16 protein-coding genes are annotated in these 19,339 nt (G+C 66.3%); 13 read left to right on the top strand and 3 right to left on the bottom strand.

The window, feature by feature from the left end; all coding sequences use genetic code 11:
* Window positions 1–161 precede the first annotated feature (161 nt).
* From moaB to UB43_RS11410, 5 genes are read left to right on the top strand one after another with little or no spacing between them, the layout of a single operon-like run.
* Window positions 162–716: a molybdenum cofactor biosynthesis protein B gene (gene moaB / locus UB43_RS11430; RefSeq protein ID WP_045210714.1), complete on the top strand. Its 555-nt coding sequence runs from the start codon at window positions 162–164 to the stop codon at window positions 714–716.
* On the top strand, window positions 713–1,948 hold the full coding sequence (gene glp, locus UB43_RS11425) for a gephyrin-like molybdotransferase Glp (protein WP_045210711.1): 1,236 nt from the start codon (window positions 713–715) through the stop codon (window positions 1,946–1,948). Before moaB ends, glp begins: the two co-directional genes overlap by 4 nt.
* Before the next feature lie 56 nt (window positions 1,949–2,004).
* Window positions 2,005–3,000, top strand: a complete 996-nt coding sequence (locus UB43_RS11420; RefSeq protein ID WP_045210709.1) for a peptidase U32 family protein — start codon at window positions 2,005–2,007, stop codon at window positions 2,998–3,000.
* A 10-nt stretch (window positions 3,001–3,010) separates the two neighbouring features.
* A complete protein-coding gene (locus UB43_RS11415; protein ID WP_045210707.1) occupies window positions 3,011–3,901 on the top strand; it encodes a U32 family peptidase in 891 nt (296 codons plus the stop codon).
* Window positions 3,895–4,368: an SCP2 domain-containing protein gene (locus UB43_RS11410; RefSeq protein ID WP_045210705.1), complete on the top strand. Its 474-nt coding sequence runs from the start codon at window positions 3,895–3,897 to the stop codon at window positions 4,366–4,368. Before UB43_RS11415 ends, UB43_RS11410 begins: the two co-directional genes overlap by 7 nt.
* A gap of 3 nt (window positions 4,369–4,371) precedes the next feature.
* Here UB43_RS11410 and UB43_RS11405 read toward each other — a convergent pair whose 3' ends face one another.
* The 3 genes from UB43_RS11405 to UB43_RS11395 form a co-directional block, all read right to left on the bottom strand.
* Window positions 4,372–4,740 (bottom strand): putative zinc-binding protein, encoded by a 369-nt coding sequence (locus UB43_RS11405; protein ID WP_045210703.1) that lies wholly within the window; start codon window positions 4,738–4,740, stop codon window positions 4,372–4,374.
* A gap of 202 nt (window positions 4,741–4,942) precedes the next feature.
* On the bottom strand, window positions 4,943–5,596 hold the full coding sequence (narL, locus tag UB43_RS11400; protein WP_045210700.1) for a two-component system response regulator NarL: 654 nt from the start codon (window positions 5,594–5,596) through the stop codon (window positions 4,943–4,945).
* A complete protein-coding gene (locus tag UB43_RS11395; protein WP_045210697.1) occupies window positions 5,593–7,455 on the bottom strand; it encodes a histidine kinase in 1,863 nt (620 codons plus the stop codon). Before UB43_RS11395 ends, narL begins: the two co-directional genes overlap by 4 nt.
* A 173-nt stretch (window positions 7,456–7,628) precedes the next feature.
* Here UB43_RS11395 and UB43_RS11390 point away from each other — a divergent pair, with 173 nt between their 5' ends.
* The 8 genes from UB43_RS11390 to moaA all read left to right on the top strand — a co-directional run bounded on the left by UB43_RS11390 (window position 7,629) and on the right by moaA (window position 19,230).
* Window positions 7,629–8,930, top strand: a complete 1,302-nt coding sequence (locus UB43_RS11390; protein WP_045210695.1) for a NarK/NasA family nitrate transporter — start codon at window positions 7,629–7,631, stop codon at window positions 8,928–8,930.
* 12 nt (window positions 8,931–8,942) lie between these two features.
* Window positions 8,943–10,346 (top strand): NarK family nitrate/nitrite MFS transporter, encoded by a 1,404-nt coding sequence (locus UB43_RS11385; protein ID WP_045210693.1) that lies wholly within the window; start codon window positions 8,943–8,945, stop codon window positions 10,344–10,346.
* Between the two features lie 96 nt (window positions 10,347–10,442).
* The gene (locus tag UB43_RS11380) at window positions 10,443–14,222 is read left to right on the top strand and encodes a nitrate reductase subunit alpha (RefSeq protein WP_045210691.1); all 3,780 of its coding nucleotides are present in this window, start codon (window positions 10,443–10,445) and stop codon (window positions 14,220–14,222) included.
* 11 nt (window positions 14,223–14,233) lie between these two features.
* On the top strand, window positions 14,234–15,769 hold the full coding sequence (narH, locus tag UB43_RS11375; protein WP_045210689.1) for a nitrate reductase subunit beta: 1,536 nt from the start codon (window positions 14,234–14,236) through the stop codon (window positions 15,767–15,769).
* A gap of 5 nt (window positions 15,770–15,774) precedes the next feature.
* Window positions 15,775–16,515 carry a nitrate reductase molybdenum cofactor assembly chaperone gene (narJ, locus tag UB43_RS11370; protein WP_045210687.1) on the top strand — a complete coding sequence of 247 codons (741 nt, stop codon included), beginning with the start codon at window positions 15,775–15,777 and terminating at the stop codon, window positions 16,513–16,515.
* Window positions 16,516–16,517: 2 nt separating this feature from the next.
* Window positions 16,518–17,204, top strand: coding sequence for a respiratory nitrate reductase subunit gamma (gene narI / locus UB43_RS11365; protein ID WP_045210685.1), 687 nt, complete (start codon window positions 16,518–16,520; stop codon window positions 17,202–17,204).
* 103 nt (window positions 17,205–17,307) lie between these two features.
* Window positions 17,308–18,126 carry a peptidylprolyl isomerase gene (locus UB43_RS11360; RefSeq protein ID WP_045210682.1) on the top strand — a complete coding sequence of 273 codons (819 nt, stop codon included), beginning with the start codon at window positions 17,308–17,310 and terminating at the stop codon, window positions 18,124–18,126.
* Between the two features lie 117 nt (window positions 18,127–18,243).
* On the top strand, window positions 18,244–19,230 hold the full coding sequence (moaA, locus tag UB43_RS11355; protein WP_045210679.1) for a GTP 3',8-cyclase MoaA: 987 nt from the start codon (window positions 18,244–18,246) through the stop codon (window positions 19,228–19,230).
* Window positions 19,231–19,339: the final 109 nt, after the last annotated feature.

Here is a 19,339-nt window from a genome sequence, read left to right as displayed (position 1 = left end):
CGCATGGCGCGCTCCTACAGATTGACGCCGACATTACCGGTCGGGATGTCGACGACTGCCCCGCACGCGCCGGGGCAGTACCTCCGAGGAGGAATGGGCGGCAGGGGAGATGGGGCGCAGGCTGGCGCCAGCCCTTTTTGCTCCGAATCGGAGAGCCCCTCATGAGCCATCTCAGCACCCCGGAATTCCTGCCGCTGGAGATCGCTGTCCTCACCGTCAGCGATACCCGCAGCCTGCACAACGACACCTCCGGCCAGGCCCTGGTGACCTCGCTGCAACGCGCCGGCCATGCCCTCGCCGAACGCCAGCTGGTGATCGACGATATCTACCAGATCCGCGCCGTGGTCTCCGCCTGGATCGCCGACCCCAAGGTCCAGGTCGGCCTGATTACCGGCGGTACCGGCTTCACCGCCCGCGACAACACCCCGCAAGCCGTCGCACCGCTGCTCGAGCGCACCGTGGATGGCTTCGGCGAGCTGTTCCGGCAGATTTCCCGCGAGGAAATCGGCACCTCCACCATCCAGTCCCGCGCCATCGCCGGCATCACCAATGGCACGCTGATCTGCTGCTTGCCCGGTTCCACCGGCGCCTGCCTGACGGCCTGGGAAAAGATCCTCGTCCAGCAGTTGGACAGCCGCACCAAGCCCTGCAATTTCGTCCCCCATCTCAAGCGCCTGCCCGAGCGCCCGGTGCTGGCCTGCGGTACCCGCTCATGAGCGCCTGCGGCTGTTCCGGCGCCGGCCTGCGTCCGGTGGACGAGGCCATCGCCGCGCTGATGGATTTCGTTCCGCCGGCACCGCCGACCGTGCGTGTCGACCTGGAGTGCGCCCTGGGTCGCATCCTCGCCGAGGACATCCATTCCCCCATCGACCTGCCCCTGTGGGACAACAGTGCGATGGACGGCTATGCCCTGCGCAGCGCCGACATGGGCCCGGCGGGTGCGCGCTTGAAGATCGCCGGCTACATCGCTGCCGGCGATGCCGCCCAGGTTGAACTGCAGCCCGGCCAGGCCATGCGCATCTTCACCGGCGCGCCGCTACCACCGGGTGCGGACAGCGTGATCGCCCAGGAGGACTGCGAGGTCGACGGCGATTGGCTGCAGGTGCCCGTGGTCGCCCATGGCAGCCATGTGCGTCGGCGCGGTGAAGAGCTGTGCGAAGGCGATGCATTGCTGAGTGCCGGAAAGAAACTGCGCGCCCAGGACCTCGGCCTGCTGGCCAGCGTCGGGCTGGATCGCGTCAACGTCTACCGCCCGCTGCGCGTCTGCCTGCTGAGCAGCGGCGACGAGCTGCGCGAACCCGGCGAGCCGCTGGCGCCGGGGCAGATCTACAACGCCAACCGCTTCAGCATCGGCGCACTGCTGCGCGGCTGGGGCATCGAAGTGCATGACTACGGCGTGCTCGCCGACACCCTGGCGGCCAGCCGCGATGCGCTGAGCCTCGCTGCGTCCGAATGGGATGTGCTGATCACCAGCGGCGGCGTCTCCGTGGGCGACCGCGACTACCTCAAGCAGGCGATCCGCGAACTGGGCGAGCTGCACCTGTGGAAGTTGAAAATGCAGCCGGGCAAGCCACTGGCTTTTGGCAGTGTTTCGGGCAAGCCGTGGATCGGTCTGCCCGGCAACCCGGCCGCTGCGCTGGTCACCGCCCTGGTCGTTGCGCGCCCATTTCTCTGGCGCGCCCAGGGACGCAGCGACGTGCAGACGCTACCGGTGACGCTGCCGGCAGGCTTCGACTGGCCGACCGCCAACTCGCGCCGCCAGTACCTGCGCGCGCGCTTGGAACTCGATGCCACCGGCGTGGCGCGCATTTGCCTGCATCCCCAGCAAGGCTCGGCCATGCTGCGCGCGGCGAGCTGGGCCGATGGCCTGGCCGTGGTGGAGGCCGGGCGCACCCTGCACCCCGGCGAGCCGCTGCCGTTCCTGTCGTTCAGCGAACTCGGCGCCTGACGCCGATCCCGGCTGCCGGCGGGGGGCCGGCGGCCTCCGAAGTGCCAGGGGGAAACATGCAACTGGTCTGCCCGGCGGGAAGTCTGCCTGCCTTGAAATCGGCCCTGCGCGAAGGCGCCGACGCCATCTACGTCGGCTTTCGCGACGACACCAACGCCCGGCACTTCGCCGGCCTCAACCTCGATGACCGCCAGTTGCGCCAGGGCGTGGACCTGATCCACGACGCCGGCAAGCAGATGTACGTGGCGGTCAATACCTATCCCGGCGCGGCGGGCTGGGCCCGCTGGCAACGCGCCGTGGACCACGCCGCCGACCTGGGCGTGGATGCGCTGATCGCCGCCGACTGCGCGGTACTCGGCTACGCCGCCAAGCGCCATCCGAACCTCGCGCTGCACCTCTCGGTGCAGGGCTCGGCCACCAACGTGGCGGCGCTGGCGTTCTACCACGAGCGCTATGGCATCCGCCGCGCCGTGCTGCCGCGCGTGCTGTCGCTGGCGCAGGTGCGCCAGGTGGCGGCGAACAGCCCGGTGCCCATCGAAGTCTTCGCCTTCGGCAGCCTGTGCATCATGGCCGAAGGGCGTTGCCACCTGTCGTCCTATGTCACCGGCGAGTCGCCCAATCTCTGCGGCGTCTGCTCGCCGGCCAAGGCGGTGCGCTGGAGCGAGGAGCCCGAGGGCCTGACCTCGCGCCTCAACTACGTGCTGATCGACCGCTACGCGCCGGACGAGCCGGCCGGTTACCCGACCTTGTGCAAGGGCCGCTTCGTGGTCAACGGCGAGCGCTTCCATGCCCTGGAAGAACCCACCAGCCTGAATACCATCGACCTGATCCCGCAGCTGGCGGAGATCGGCGTGGCGGCGGTGAAGATCGAGGGCCGGCAACGCAGCCCGGCCTATGTCGAGCAGGTCACCCGCGTCTGGCGCCAGGCGCTGGATGCCTGGCAGCGCGCACCGGAGAACTACCGCGCGCTGACGCAGTGGCAGGACGCCCTGGACAAGCTTTCCGAAGGCCACCAGACGACCCTGGGCGCCTACCATCGCTCCTGGCAGTGAGGATGTCATGATGAAACTCAGCCTGGGCCCCGTGCTGTTCTACTGGGACCGCCGGACACTCCTGGATTTTTATGCGCGGATGGCCGAGCAGCCGCTGGACGCCATCACCATCGGTGAAACGGTCTGCTCCAAACGCCGCGCCATGTCGCTCGACAACTGGCTGGGCCTGGGGCGCGAACTCCAGCAGCAGAGTGGGGCGCAGATCCTCCTCTCGGGCCTGGCGCTGATCGAGGCGGCCTCCGAGCTGTCGTCGTTGCGCCGGCTGTGCGCCAACGGCGAGCTGCAGGTCGAGGCCAACGACATGGGCGCGGTACAGATTCTCTCCAGCCTGGGTGTCGAGTTCGTCGGCGGCCCTGCGCTCAATATCTACAACGGCCACACGCTGGCGGAGCTGCACGCCGCCGGTTTGCGCCGCTGGGTGCCGCCGGTGGAATGCTCCGGCGAGCAGATCCATGCCGTGATCGAGCAGGCTCGCGAGCTGGGCATCACCGAGGTGGAGACCGAAGTGTTCGCCTACGGCTATCTGCCGCTGGCGTACTCGGCGCGCTGCTTCACTGCGCGGGCGGAGAACCGGCCCAAGGACGACTGCCAGTTCTGTTGCCTGAACTACCCGGAGGGCATGTCCATGCTCAGTCAGGAGGGCTTCCCTCTGTTCACCCTCAACGGCATCCAGACGATGTCTGGCGAGTCCAGCAACCTGCTGGCGGACTACGCCTCCCTGCGTGATTGCGGCGCCGACCTGCTGCGCCTGAGCCCGCGCGCGGAAGGCATGGTGGACGTCGTGCAGGCCTTCGACCGCGTGCGCCGGGGCGCGACGCCGCCGCTGGCGGTGGAAGGGTGCAACGGATACTGGCATGGCCGACCGGGCATGCTGCGCAGCGATGAGGTGAACCTGTGCTGACTCTTGAAACCGGTGCCCTGCGTGCCGCCGACCGCCTGCTGCCGCTGGCCGCGCGCGTCCCTGCGGGGTTGCAGCGCGCGATGCTGCAGCGCGCCGCCAACCGGCTGTTCGCCGATGCCTTGGCCGATGGTGCCTTCGACATCCTCGACAACCACTGGCTGCGGCTGGAGGTGAGTGACCTGGGACTGGCCTGGAGTTTCACCCATGACCGCAACGGCCTGCGCTTCGCCGACGCCTGTACGCCCAGCGTGACTATCCGTGGCAGCTGGCGTGACTTCCTGCTGCTGGCGGGGCGGCAGGAAGACCCGGACACGCTGTTCTTCCGGCGTCGTCTGGTGATCGAGGGCGATACCGAACTGGGCCTGGCGGTGAAGAACCTGATCGACAGCCTCGACCCGGACAGCCTGCCCGCCTGGCTGTGGAGCGCCATGCGCCGTGCCAGCCGGGTAGTACAGGAAAGCGCCTGAGTTTCAGGCCGGGGTGCGTACGAGGAACTGCAGTTCCTCGTAGAGCATCTCGAAGTCCTGCACCGGCGCGTCCTGCCCGTAGCGTTTTTTCAGCCCGTATTCGGTCAGGGTGACCTCATGGTCGGCCTTCACCCCGTGGCGCGCCAGGCAGTTCTGCACGCAGTGCAGGTGACAGCCGTCCACGGCGATGATCGGCCGGCCGGAGCAGGCTTTCTTCACCAGCGCCGGCACGTCGCCGCCGACACCCGCGATGCAGGACATCTCCGCCAGGCCGTCACGGTCCAGGCGCAGGGCGAGGTCGTTGGCCAGTTGCGCGAGGTTGGAGCAGCCGGAACAGGAATAGACGAGGGGCAGGTGCGGCGAGGGCGGCATGGGGATCTCCTGGGTGAGTCCCGCAGTGTCCTGCCGCCTTGGGCTGGCGCGACATGATCTGAATCAAGTCGGCGAACGGACTACTACCAGCGAGGTAGAGACTTCCTTGTAGGAGCGAGCTTGCTCGCGAACCAGCCCCGCAGCGGAGTCTGTTCGCGAGCAAGCTCGCTCCTACAGGTAAGGTCACGTCCAGTGCGGGGGATCAGACCAGGTGGTTCTCCACCGCCCACACCGCCGCCTCCACGCGCGAGCGCATGCCCAGCTTGTGCAGCACGCGCTTCACATGGACCTTCACGGTGCCTTCGGTGATGTCGAGTTTGCGCGCGATCATCTTGTTGCTGTAGCCGTGGGCGAGCTGGCGGAGGATCTGCCGCTCGCGGTCGGTCAGTTCCTCGATGCCCTTGGGGCGGTCGTCGCCGCGCAGGGCCTGGGCCAGCACCTGGGTCAGCTGCGGGCTGATGGTGAGCTGGCCGGTGGCGGCCTGGCGGATGTGCTCCAGCAGGCGCTCGGGCTCCATGTCCTTGAGCAGGTAGCCGTCCGCGCCGGCGCGCAGCACGTTGATCACGTCGTTGCGGTCGTCGGAGACGGTGAACACCACGATCCGTGCGTCCTCGCCGTTCTCGCGCATGGCGCGCAGGGTGTCGAGGCCGGTCATGCCCTTCATGTTGAGGTCGAGCAGGATCATGTCCGGTTCCAGCTCGGCGGCCATGCGCAGCGCTTCTTCACCGCTGCCGGCTTCGCCCACCACTTCCAGGTCGTCCTCGAACTCCAGTAGCTGGACGACGCCCTTGCGCATCATCGGGTGGTCGTCGACGAGCAGGATGCGTGCGCGGTCATCGGTGGGGGTGGCCGTCATGGGTGGGTCTCCGGGTACTGCGACAGGGGTTTGTGGGCGAAGCGCACGCTGACGCGGGTGCCCTGCGGCTCGCGCGGGGCGATGGTGAAGGTGGCTTCCAGGGTCTGGCTGCGCTCCCGCATGATGCTAAGCCCATAGTGCCCATTGCGGCTCTGCGCTGGGTCAAAGCCGACTCCATCATCGTCCACGGTGATGCAGACCTGGTCCTCGGCGTCCTCGAACAGGGTGACCTTGGCCTGACGCGCCTGGGCGTGGCGCACCACATTGGACAGCGCCTCGCGGACGATCTGCAGGATGTGGATTTCCTCGTTGGGGTTGAGCGGGATGTGCGCCAGGCGGTTGTCCAGTTCGATGGTCAGGCCGCCGCGCTCGCCGAACTCTTCCACGGTCTTCACCAGCGCCGCCTCCAGGCTGGATTGCTCCAGGCTCAGGCGGAAGGTGGTGAGCAGTTCGCGCAGCTGGCGGTAGGCGCTGTTGAGACCCTCGCGCAGCTCGTCGAGGGTCTCGTCGATCTTCTCTGCCGGCACGTCGCGCTTGAGCAGGGTGGCCAGGCGGCTGACCTGGATCTTCAGGTAGGACAGCGACTGCGCCAGCGAATCATGCAGTTCGCGGGCGATGGTGCTGCGCTCGGCGAACAGCGCCAGGCGGTTCTCCTGCTCCTGCTGCAGCGACAGGGCGAAGGTGCGCGCGATGTTGTCGCAGAAGCCCTCGACGAACTGCTGCTGCCAGTCTTCCAGGTGGCCGTCGGGTGTCTCGATGAACAGTTCGCCGAAGCGGTGTTCGCCGATGGACAGCGGCTGCATCAGCAGGGGGTTGATGCCGCGGATCGGGTTGTTGCAGTGGTCGGCCTGGGCACGGCAATCGCCGCAGTTGCCCTGCAGGCAGAAGCTGCCGGTGATGCCGTCGGTGGTCAGCGAGGAATAGGCGCGCTCGACGCCGTCCTTGTTCAGGCACAGCGTTACCTTGCCGGCCTGCAGCACGCGCTCCAGCTGGTTCAGCAGCGGCTGCAGGGAGCGCTCGTCGTACGGGTCCTGGCCAAGGCGGCGGGCACTGTCGTAGAGCAGCTCCAGGCGCTGGTGGCTGTTGGACAGCGCACGGGTCTTGTCCTCGACCCGTGCTTCCAGTTCGCGGTAGCTGGCCTGCAGTTCCTCGGCCATCTGGTTGAAGCGCTCGCCGAGCTGGCTCAGCTCGTCCTCGCCGCTGCTGCTGACCCTGGCGTCGAGGTCGCCTTCGCCCAGGCGGCGGGCGGTGGTGGTGAGTTCGCGCAGCGGGCCGACCACGTGGTAGCTCAGGTCGTAGAGGCTGATGAACACCACCAGCAGGCTGAGGAACAGGCACAGGCCCTGCACTGTGCTGAGCAACTGCGAACGGTATTCGGCGTTGCGCTGCAGGGTGCCGACGAAGTCGTCGATGTGCCCGACGAAAGTGTCCAGGGTGCTCAGGGCTGGCGCTGCGGAAAGGTCGAGGTTCTGCAGTTCCTTGCGCAACTGGTCGTGCTGCTGGCGGATCGGCGCGTCGGCGTCCGCACGGCGCAGCAGGCGGGTGATCTCCTCGTTGTCCAGGCGCGCAGCGAGGGTCGATTGCAGGGCCTGGCGGTTGATCGGCGAGGGGTCCAGAGCCAGGCGGTAGGTGAGCATCCGCAGTGAGCCGGCCTGGTTGATCACCGCCGCATCCTGGTGTGAATAGTCGGCGAACAGCAGGGCGCTGAACATCCCGGCCAGGGCCAGCGACACCAGCAGCGTGAGGTAGCAGCCAAAGCGCACGACGATGGATTTGCGCAGGGAAGGGCGTCCGGCAGGGGGACTACCCACAAAGAGTCGGTCGTTGCCGGCGGGGTCGGCAGTGCGTGCCGTATTCATAAAAAATGCCTTTTAAAACAATAAGTTAAGCACTCGTTTCGGTGATACCCAGAAGGAGGTAGCGGCGCGCATCTGCTCATGAATCGCCGTTTGGCTCATTGATGGCGATCAAGAGAAGGCGGCTAGTCCTTACCTAACGTGCGGGCAAAGGCCGTCAGGAAGTGAGCTTAGCCATGTTGTCCCACCGTCAGAAACAGTACTCCGTGCTCGGCATGAGCACACTGGCGTTCGCCGTGAACTTCGCGGTCTGGACGATGTTTTCGATCATCGGTATCCGCATCAAGGAAGAGCTGGGGCTGTCCGAAGCCCAGTTCGGCCTGATGGTCGCGTTGCCGATCCTCACCGGTTCTCTGGTGCGCTTGCCCCTGGGCCTGATCACCGACCGCTTCGGCGGGCGCATCGTGTTCTTCATCCACATGCTGCTGGTGGCCATCCCGATCTACGGGCTGGCCTTCGCCACGCTCTACTGGCACTACCTGGTGCTGGGCCTGTTCGTCGGCCTGGCCGGCGGCTCCTTCGCCGTGGGCATCGCCTACACCTCCTCGTGGTTCGAGAAGGAACGCCAGGGCACTGCCATGGGCATCTTCGGTGCCGGCAACGCCGGTGCGGCGATCACCAACCTGGTGGCGCCGATGATCGTCGTTGCCTTCGGCTGGCGCATGGTTCCGCAGATCTACTCGGTGGCCATGCTGGTCACCGCGCTGCTGTTCTGGTTCTGCACCTGGACGGACCCTGCACACACCAAGGGCGGCGACGCCGACCCGAGCCGCCCGCGCCCGACCCTGGCCAAGCAGCTGGCGCCGCTGGGCGAGCTGCGCGTGTGGCGCTTCGGCCTTTACTACTTCTTCGTCTTCGGCGGCTTCGTCGCCCTGGCCCTGTGGCTGCCCAAGTACTACATCGCCGAATACGGCCTGGACCTGCGCACCGCGTCCTTCATCACCATGCTGTTCACCCTGCCGTCGGGCCTGATCCGCGCCCTGGGCGGCTGGTTCAGCGACAACTACGGCGCCCGCGCGGTGAACTGGGGGGTGTTCTGGATCTGCCTGGTCTGCCTGTTCTTCCTCTCGTACCCGCCGACGACCATGACCATCCATGGCATCAAGGGTGACGTCAGCCTCGGCATCGGCCTGAACGTCTGGCTGTTCACCTTCCTGGTGTTCGTCGTGGGCATCGCCCAGGGCTTCGGCAAGGCCAGCGTGTACCGGATCATCCACGACTACTACCCGCAGAACATGGGCACCGTCGGCGGCATGGTCGGGGTCATCGGCGGCCTCGGCGGCTTCTGCCTGCCCATCCTGTTCGGCTACGCCGCCGACCACATCGGCGTGCGCTCCTCCTGCTTCATGTTGCTGTTCGGCCTGACCGTGATCTGCATGGTCTGGATGCATTACGCGATCAAGCAGCAGCAACGCCTCGATGGCCAGGCTCACACGGCCGACGTCGACGCTACTCCCATTCCTTCTCGTCAATCCTGAGGTAGTGCCGTCATGGGCATGATCAATTCCCAACTCAAAGCCGCCAGCGGTCCGCTGCTGATCGACTGGCGCCCCGAGGACTCCGAGTTCTGGGCGCGCAGCGGCAAGCGCATCGCCGCGCGCAACCTGTGGATCTCGATCCCCGCGCTGCTGCTCGCCTTCGCCGTCTGGATGATCTGGAGCACCGTCACCGTGCGCCTGAACGCCGCCGGTTTCAGCTTCAGCAACGAACAGCTGTTCATGCTCGCCGCGTTGCCGTCGATCTCCGGCGCCACCTTGCGGGTGTTCTACTCCTTCATGGTTCCGGTGTTCGGCGGCCGCCGCTGGACCGCGCTGTCCACCGCCTCCCTGTTGATCCCCTGCCTGTGGCTGGGCTTCGCCGTGCAGGACCCGACCACCCCGTACTGGGTGTTCGCGACCATCGCCCTGCTGTGCGGCTTCGGTGGCGGCAACTTCGCCTCGAGCATGTCCAACATCAGCTTCTTCTACCCGAAGAACTCCCAGGGCACCGCCCTCGGCCTGAACGCGGGGCTGGGCAACCTGGGCGTCTCGGTGATGCAGTTCGCCGTTCCGCTGGCGGTGGCCGGTGGCCTGTTCGGTGCCTTCGGCGGTGAACCGCAGCAGCTGTCCGATGGTGGACGCCTGTTCCTGCAGAACGCTGGCTGGATCTGGGTGCCCTTCATCGCCGTGGTGGCCGTGGCTGCCTGGTTCGGCATGAACGATATCGCGGACGCCAAGGCATCCGTCCGCGACCAGGCGGTGATTTTCAAGCGCAAGCACAACTGGCTGATGTGCTGGCTGTACGTGGCCACCTTCGGCTCGTTCATCGGCTTCTCCGCCGGCTTCGCCATGCTCAGCAAGACCCAGTTCCCGGACATCAACCCGCTGCAGTACGCCTTCCTCGGCCCGCTGGTCGGTGCCCTGAGCCGGCCGCTGGGCGGCTGGCTGGCGGACAAGTTCGGCGGCGCGCGCATCACCCTGTGGAACTACGTGGCGATGGTCGCCGGCGTGTTCGCGGTGATCAGCTTCCTGCCAGGCGCCAACGGTGCGGGCAGCTTCTTCGGCTTCCTCGGTTCCTTCATCGGCCTGTTCTTCTTCGCCGGCATCGGCAATGGCAGCACCTTCCGCATGATCCCGGTGATCTTCCGCAACGAGTGGGCCGCGCGCCTGAAACAGGGCCGCTGCACCGAGGCCCAGGCGGCCAAGAGCGCCAGCATGGAATCAGCCGCGGTGATCGGCTTCTCCGCTGCCATCGGCGCCTTCGGCGGCTTCTTCATTCCCAAGGCCTTCGGCACTTCGCTGGCCATGACCGGCAGCGCCGAGGGCGCCCTCTATGTCTTCGTCGCGTACTACGTGAGCTGCATCGTCGCCACCTGGTGGTGGTACGCGCGCAAGGGGGCCGAGAGCCCCTGCTGATTGCCGTGGCGGGCGCGTCGCGCGCCCGCCGCCAAACCGTTCCGCGAGCTTGATTAGCGTTTGAACGCCCGGCGCAGACCGGGTGAGGAGATACAGATGAGTTACCTACTCGACCGCCTGCAATTCTTCAAGAAGAAGCAGGGTGAATTCGCCGATGGCCATGGCGAGGTCACCAACGAAAGCCGTGCCTGGGAAAACAGCTACCGGCAGCGCTGGCAGCACGACAAGATCGTTCGCTCTACCCACGGGGTGAACTGCACCGGTTCGTGCTCCTGGAAGATCTATGTGAAGAACGGCCTGATCACCTGGGAAACCCAGCAGACCGACTACCCGCGTACCCGCCCGGACCTGCCCAACCACGAGCCGCGCGGCTGCCCCCGTGGCGCCAGCTACTCCTGGTACATGTACAGCGCCAACCGCCTGAAGTACCCCAAGGTGCGCAAACCGCTGCTCAAACTCTGGCGTGAAGCCCGTGCCACCCACAACGACCCGGTGGATGCCTGGGCCAGCATCGTCGAGGACTCCGCCAAGGCGAAAAGCTACAAGAGCGAGCGCGGCCTGGGCGGTTTCATCCGTTCCAGCTGGAGCGAAGTCACCGAGATCATCGCTGCGGCCAACGTCTACACCGCCAAGACCTACGGCCCGGACCGCGTCATCGGCTTCTCGCCGATCCCGGCCATGTCCATGGTCAGCTACGCCGCCGGTGCCCGTTACCTGTCGCTGATCGGCGGCGTGTGCCTCTCCTTCTACGACTGGTACTGCGACCTTCCTCCCGCCTCGCCGCAGATCTGGGGCGAGCAGACCGACGTGCCGGAATCGGCCGACTGGTACAACTCCAGCTACATCATCGCCTGGGGTTCCAACGTCCCGCAGACCCGTACCCCCGACGCGCACTTCTTCACCGAAGTCCGCTACAAGGGCACCAAGACCGTGGCCGTCACCCCGGACTACTCCGAAGTGGCCAAGCTCACCGACCTCTGGCTCAACCCCAAGCAGGGCACCGACGCCGCACTGGGCATGGCTTTTGGTCACGTCATCCTCAAGGAATTCCACCTCGAGAAACCCAGCGCCTACTTCGTCGACTACTGCCGCCAGTACACCGACATGCCGATGCTGGTGCTGCTCGAGCCGCACACCGAAGGCGTGCTCAAGCCGACCCGCTACCTGCGCGCGGCGGACCTGGCGAACAACCTCGGCCAGGACAACAACCCCGAGTGGAAGACCATCGGCCTGGACGAAATCAGCGGCCAGCTGGTTTCGCCCACCGGCGCCATCGGCTACCGCTGGGGCGAGTCGGGCAAGTGGAACATCGAGGAAACCGAAGGCGGCGAGAAGCGTGAGACCCGCCTGGCGCTGACCCTGATCGATGGCCCGGAAAAGGCCTGTGATGTCGGCTTCCCGTACTTCGCCGGCCAGGAACACCCGCACTTCAAGGGCGTGGAAAACGACGAAGTGCTGGTGCGCCGCGTACCCTTCCGCGAAGTGACCGGCGCCGACGGCCAGACCCTGCGCGTCGCCACCGTGTATGACCTGCAGATGGCCAACTACAGCGTCGACCGTGGCCTGGGTGGCCGCAACGTCGCCGCCTCCTACACCGACGCCGACGTGCCCTACACCCCGGCCTGGCAGGCCCGCATCACCGGCGTCCCGGCTGCCCGCGCCATCCAGGTGGCCCGCGAGTTCGCCGACAGCGCCGACAAGACCCACGGCAAGGCCATGGTCATCATCGGCGCGGCGATGAACCACTGGTACCACATGGACATGAACTACCGCGCGGTCATCAACATGCTGATGATGTGCGGCTGCATCGGCCAGAGCGGTGGCGGCTGGGCGCACTACGTCGGCCAGGAAAAACTCCGCCCGCAGACCGGCTGGGTCCCGCTGGCGTTCGGCACCGACTGGAGCCGTCCGCCGCGGCAGATGAACGGCACCAGCTTCTTCTACCTGCACAGCTCGCAGTGGCGCCACGAGAAGATCTCGATGCACGAAGTCCTCTCGCCGCTGGCCGACACCAGGCAGTTCCCCGAGCACGCGCTGGACTACAACATCCGCGCCGAACGCATGGGCTGGCTGCCGTCCGCCCCGCAGCTAAACCGCAACCCGCTGCACATCGCCGCCGACGCCGAGCGCGCCGGCATCCCGGTGCAGGACTACGTGGTGCGTGAACTCAAGGCCGGCAACCTGCGCGTGGCCAGCGAGCAACCGGATGATCCGCAGAACTTCCCGCGCAACATGTTCATCTGGCGCTCCAACCTGCTCGGTTCCTCGGGCAAGGGCCACGAGTACATGCTCAAGTACCTGCTGGGCGCGAAGAACGGCGTGATGAACGACGACCTCGGCAAGGCCGGCGGCCCCTGCCCGGGCGAAGTCGACTGGGTCGACGAGGGCGCCGAAGGCAAGCTGGACCTGGTCACCACCCTCGACTTCCGCATGTCCTCCACCTGCATGTACTCGGACATCGTCCTGCCGACCGCCACCTGGTACGAGAAGGACGACCTCAACACCTCCGACATGCACCCCTTCATCCACCCGCTGTCGGCCGCTACCGACCCGGCCTGGGAAGCCAAGAGCGACTGGGAAATCTACAAGGCCATCGCCAAGAAGTTCTCCGAGGTTTCCGTCGGCCACCTGGGCGTGGAGAAGGACCTGGTCACCGTGCCGCTGCTGCACGACACCGCCAACGAACTTGCGCAGCCGTTCGGCGGCAGCGACTGGAAGAAGGGCGAGTGCGAACCCGTCCCTGGCCGCACCATGCCGACCCTGCACGTGGTCGAGCGTGATTACCCGAACACCTACAAGAAGTTCACCTCCCTCGGCCCGCTGCTGGACAAGCTGGGCAACGGCGGCAAGGGCATCGGCTGGAATACCGACAAGGAAATCAAGCTGCTCGGCGAGCTGAACCACAAGGTCACCGAGACCGGCATCAGCGAAGGCCGTCCGCGCATCGAGAGCGCCATCGACGCCGCCGAGGTCATCCTCGCCCTGGCGCCGGAAACCAATGGCCAGGTCGCCGTGAAGGCCTGGGAAGCGCTGTCGAAGTTCACCGGCCGCGACCACACCCACCTGGCGCTGCCCAAGGAAGAAGAGAAGATCCGCTTCCGCGACGTCCAGGCGCAGCCGCGCAAGATCATCTCCAGCCCGACCTGGTCGGGCCTGGAAGACGAACATGTGAGCTACAACGCCGGCTACACCAACGTCCACGAGATGATCCCGTGGCGCACCCTCACCGGCCGCCAGCAGTTCTACCAGGATCACCCCTGGATGCAGGCCTTCGGCGAAGGCTTCGTCAGCTACCGGCCGCCGGTCAACACCCGCAGCACCGACAAGCTGTTCAACAAGAAGCCCAACGGCCACGCCGAGATCACCCTGAACTGGATCACCCCGCACCAGAAGTGGGGCATCCACTCCACCTACAGCGACAACCTGCTGATGCTCACCCTGTCGCGCGGTGGCCCGATCATCTGGATGAGCGAGAACGATGCGAAGCGCGTCGGCATCGAGGACAACGACTGGGTCGAGGTCTTCAACGCCAACGGCGCCGCGACCTGCCGCGCGGTGGTCAGCCAGCGCGTGAAGGACGGCATGGTGATGATGTACCACGCCCAGGAACGCATCGTGAACCTGCCGGGCAGCGAGACCACCGGAACCCGCGGCGGCCACCACAACTCGGTGACCCGCGTGGTCCTCAAGCCCACCCACATGATCGGCGGCTACGCCCAGCAGGCGTGGGGCTTCAACTACTACGGCACCGTCGGCTGCAACCGCGACGAGTTCGTCGTGGTGCGCAAGATGAACAAGGTCGACTGGCTCGACGAGCCGGAGCAGGGCGGACTGGGCGGTGACGCCCTGCCGCAACCGCTGCCCCAGGACATTTGAGGATTACTGCCATGAAAATTCGTTCGCAAGTCGGCATGGTGCTGAACCTCGACAAATGCATCGGTTGCCACACCTGCTCCATCACCTGCAAGAACGTCTGGACCAGCCGCGAAGGCGTCGAGTACGCCTGGTTCAACAACGTCGAAACCAAGCCTGGCATCGGTTACCCGAAAGAGTGGGAGAACCAGGAGAAGTGGAAGGGCGGCTGGAAGCGTAACGCCGACGGCTCCATCGTCCCGCGCATCGGCGGCAAGTTCCGCGTGCTGGCGAACATCTTCGCCAACCCGGACCTGCCGGAAATCGATGACTACTACGAGCCCTTCGACTTCGACTACCAGCACCTGCACACCGCGCCCAAGGCCCAGCACCAGCCGGTCGCCCGCCCGCGCTCGCTGGTCTCCGGCCAGCGCATGCAGAAGATCGAGTGGGGCCCGAACTGGGAGGAAATCCTCGGCACCGAGTTCGCCAAGCGCCGCAAGGACAAGAACTTCGACCAGGTCCAGGCGGACATCTACGGCGAGTACGAAAACACCTTCATGATGTACCTGCCGCGCCTGTGCGAGCACTGCCTGAACCCGGCGTGCGTGGCCTCGTGCCCGAGCGGCGCGATCTACAAGCGCGAGGAAGACGGCATCGTCCTGATCGACCAGGACAAGTGCCGCGGCTGGCGCATGTGCATCAGCGGCTGCCCGTACAAGAAGATCTACTTCAACTGGAAGAGCGGCAAATCCGAGAAGTGCATCTTCTGCTACCCGCGCATCGAGGCCGGCCAGCCGACCGTCTGCTCGGAAACCTGCGTGGGCCGCATCCGCTACCTCGGCGTGCTGCTGTATGACGCCGACCGCATCCACGAAGTGGCCACCTGCGAGAACGAGCGCGAGCTGTACCAGAAGCAGCTGGAAATCTTCCTCGACCCGTTCGACCCGAAAGTGATCGAGCAGGCCCGCAAGGACGGCGTGCCGGACAGCGTCATCGAGTCCGCGCAGAAGTCGCCGGTGTACAAGCTGGCCATGGACTGGAAGCTGGCCCTGCCGCTGCACCCGGAATACCGCACGCTGCCGATGGTGTGGTACGTGCCGCCGCTGTCGCCGATCCAGAACGCCGCTTCCGAAGGCCACATCGGCAGCGACGGGGTGATCCCGGACGTCGAGTCCCTGCGCATTCCCGTGCAGTACCTGGCCAACCTGCTGACCGCCGGCGACACCGCGCCGGTGCTGCTGGCCCTCAAGCGCCTGCTGGCCATGCGCGCCTACAAGCGCTCCGAGCACGTGGAAGGCAAGCAGGACCTGGAAGTGCTGAAGAAGGTCGGCCTGAGCGTGAACCAGGTGGAAGAGATGTACCGCTACCTGGCCATCGCCAACTACGAAGACCGCTTCGTCATCCCCACCGCGCACCGCGAAGAAGCGCTGTCGGATGCCTTCGCCGAGCGTTCGGGTTGCGGCTTCAGCTTCGGCAACGGTTGCTCGGGCAACTCCGGCGTGAACCTGTTCGGCGGCAAGGCCGTGGACAAGCGCAACGTCATCCAGACCGTGCAGATACAGGAGTGATCGATATGGACACTCATAGCCAACTGCTCAAGCTCAGCGCGCTGATGCTGGATTACCCGCGCGTCGAACTGCGCGAGGAAAGCCTGGCGCTGCATGCCCTGATCCGCACCTGCGACCTCACGGAAAAACAGCGCGACGGTCTTGCCGCGCTGCTCAACGAGCTCTGCAAGGGCGACATCCTCGACGTGCAGGCCCGTTACGACGGGCTGTTCGAGCGCGGTCGCTCGGTCTCGCTGCTGCTGTTCGAACACGTGCACGGCGAAAGCCGTGACCGTGGCCAGGCGATGGTCGACCTGATGGACCGCTACACCCAGGCGGGCCTGGTCATCGACGTCAACGAGCTGCCGGACTACCTGCCGCTGTACCTGGAGTTCCTCGCCCTGCAGGACGCCGAGTCGGCCCGCGCGGGCCTGGCCGAAGTCGCCCACATCCTCGCGCTGATCGCCCTGCGCCTGGAAGAGCGCGGCAGCAGCTACGCAGCAATCTTCAACAGCCTGCTGGAGCTGTCCGGCGAGCAACCCGACCTCGGCGCGCTCAAGCGCGACCGCGAGCAGGAAGTGCGCGACGACAGCCTGGAAGCCATCGACAAGGCCTGGGAGGAAACCCCGGTGAGCTTTACCGAGCCCGCCGCCGGTTGCCCGTCCACCAGCGCCCGGCGGATTTCCTCCGCCGCCGAACAACCCATGCAGTGGGTCGCCCAGCCGGTGCCGCAGATGCAGTACCGGGCGGCCAGAGAAGGAGTCTGAACATGTCCCTCGATCTTCTAGCGTTCGGGATCTACCCCTACGTTGCGCTCGCCATCTGTCTGATCGGCAGCTGGGCGCGCTTCGACCTCTCGCAATACACCTGGAAAGCCGGCTCCAGCCAGATGCTGAGCAAGAAGGGCATGCGGGTCTACAGCAACCTGTTCCACGTCGGTGTGCTGTTCATTCTCGCCGGCCACTTCGTCGGCCTGCTGACCCCGCACGCGGTCTACGAGCACCTGATCAGCACCGAGCAGAAGCAACTGCTGGCGATGGTTTCCGGCGGCTTCTTCGGCATCCTCTGCTTCATCGGCCTGACCGGCCTGATCCTGCGCCGCCTGACCAATGAGCGGGTACGCGCCACCGGCAACGCCTCGGACCTGATGATCCTGCTGGTGCTCTACGTCCAGCTGATCCTCGGCCTGTCCACCATCGTCGCCTCCACCCATCACCTGGATGGTTCGGTGATGGTCATGCTCGCCAACTGGGCGCAGTCCATCGTCACCTTCCAGCCGCTGGCCGCCGCCGAAGCCATCGCGCCGGTATCGCTGGTCTACAAGCTGCACGTGACCCTCGGCCTGACCTTGTTCGTGCTGTTCCCCTTCACCCGTCTGGTACACATCGTCAGCGCCCCGGTGTGGTACTTCGGCCGCCGCTACCAGGTGGTCCGCACCAAGCGTCGCGCAGCGTGATGAAGCGGCGGATGACGCCGGCGCGTCATTCGCCCTACCTGATGCTCTTCCCCCTCTCCCTTCAGGGAGAGGGTCGGGGAGAGGGTTACTGGAGGTAATCGAAATGAGTTGCTCCCACTACGAAGCCAAGGTCGAGCACGTCGACCTGCCTGCCATCTCCGTCAACGGCGTCGCCATCACCGAGGACGAACTGGCCCGCGAGCTGCAATACCATCCCGCTTCCAGCCACGCCGAGGCGCTGTACTCCGCCTGCCGCGCGCTGGTCGTGCGCCAGCTGCTGGTGCAACGCGCCGCAGAGCTGGGCGTGACGGGCCTGGCCGAGGAGGGCGAGGCCGCCGAGGAGGCGAACATCCGCGCCCTGATCGACCGTGAGGTCGGCGTGCCCGAAGCCGACGAAGCCAGCTGCCGGCAATGGTACGAAGCCAACCCCACCCGCCTGACCGCTCCCTGGCGCATGCGTTTGCGCCACGTGCTGCTCGGCAGCGCGCCGGACGACCTGGAAGGCCGCGCCAAGGCCCGCGAACTGGCCGAGGAACTGCTCGCCGAACTGCGCAAGCATCCCGAGCGCTTCGCTGAAAAAGCCATGCGCTTCTCCGACTGCCCGTCGAAAGACGACGGCGGTGACCTGGGCTGGATCGAACCGGGACAGACCGTCCCCGAGTTCGAGAAACGCCTGCTGCAACAGCAACCCGGCCTGCTTGGGCATCCGCTGGAAAGCCGCTACGGCCTGCACGTGGTCGAGCTGATCGAGCGTGACGGCGGCGAGCCGCTGGACTTCGAGCAAGCGCGTCCGCGCATCGCCGCCTACCTGCGCGCCCAGGTGCTGCAGCGTGCGGTCAGCCAGTACATCAGTGTGCTGGCCGGCGAGGCGCAGATCGACGGCTTCGTCTTCGACGGTGCCGAGAGCCCGCTGGTGCAGTGAACCGGTTCCGGACCCCTCTCCCCCAATTCCTCCCCCGGAGGGGAGGGGGGCTTCGGAAACGGCCATGAATATCGGCTTCCCCGCGAACGCGGACGAGGCTGGCCGGAGTGAAACACGATGTCCGAATGGATCGACGGCCAGGGCCGCAAGATCGACTACCTGCGCCTGTCCGTAACCGACCGCTGCGACTTCCGCTGCGTCTACTGCATGGCGGAGAACATGCGCTTCCTGCCACGCCAGCAGGTGCTGACCCTGGAAGAGATCGAACGGGTAGCGCGGCTCTTCGTCGAGCGCGGTGTGAAGAAGCTGCGCCTCACCGGCGGCGAACCGCTGGTGCGTCCCGGCATTGTCCACCTCTGCGAACGCCTCGCGGCGCTGCCCGGCCTGCGCGAACTGTGCATGACCAGCAACGGCTCGCAGCTCACCAAACTGGCCGGTGACCTGCACGCGGCCGGCCTGACCCGCCTCAACATCAGCCTCGACACCCTCGATGCCCAGCGCTTCGCCGCGATTACCCGCACCGGGCGCCTGGACCAGGTGCTGCGTGGCATCGACGCCGCCCAGCGAGCCGGGTTCGAGCACATCAAGCTCAATTGCGTGGTGATGAAGGGCCGCAATGCCGACGAAGTGCCGGCGCTGGTGGATTACGCCATCGCCCACGGGCTGGACATCAGCTTCATCGAGGAAATGCCGCTCGGCCAGGTCGGCCGTGAGCGCGAGGAGAGCTTCTGCTCCAGCGACGAGGTCCGCGCGCTGATCGCCGAGCGTCACGAGCTGCTGGACAGTGCCGAACACAGTGGCGGCCCGGCGCGCTATGTGCGCCTGGCGCAGCATCCGGGGACGCACATCGGCTTCATCTCGCCGCACTCGCATAACTTCTGCTCCACCTGCAATCGCCTGCGCCTGACCGCCGAAGGCCGCCTGCTGCTGTGCCTGGGCCACGAAAACTCCCTGGACCTGCGCGGCCTGCTGCGCCGCCATCCGCTGCACGACGAACCCATCCTCGAAGCCCTGCGCGGCGCCCTTCAGCGCAAGCCGGCGCGCCACGAGTTCAGCGTTGGCGATGTTCAGGTGCTGCGCTTCATGAACCTCAGCGGCGGCTGAAAAAGACCTCCCTCGGCGGGCCTTGTGCCCGCCTCTTGCCTTGCGTTCCTAAACATTCCCCGGAGCGAATAAGAGACTCCGAGCGCCCACTTGTAGGAGCGGGCCATGC

The sequence above is a fragment of the Pseudomonas sp. 21 genome (genome assembly GCF_000955805.1).
Classification (GTDB): Bacteria; Pseudomonadota; Gammaproteobacteria; order Pseudomonadales; family Pseudomonadaceae; genus Pseudomonas.
This window is presented reverse-complemented; position numbering and strand designations above follow the sequence as displayed.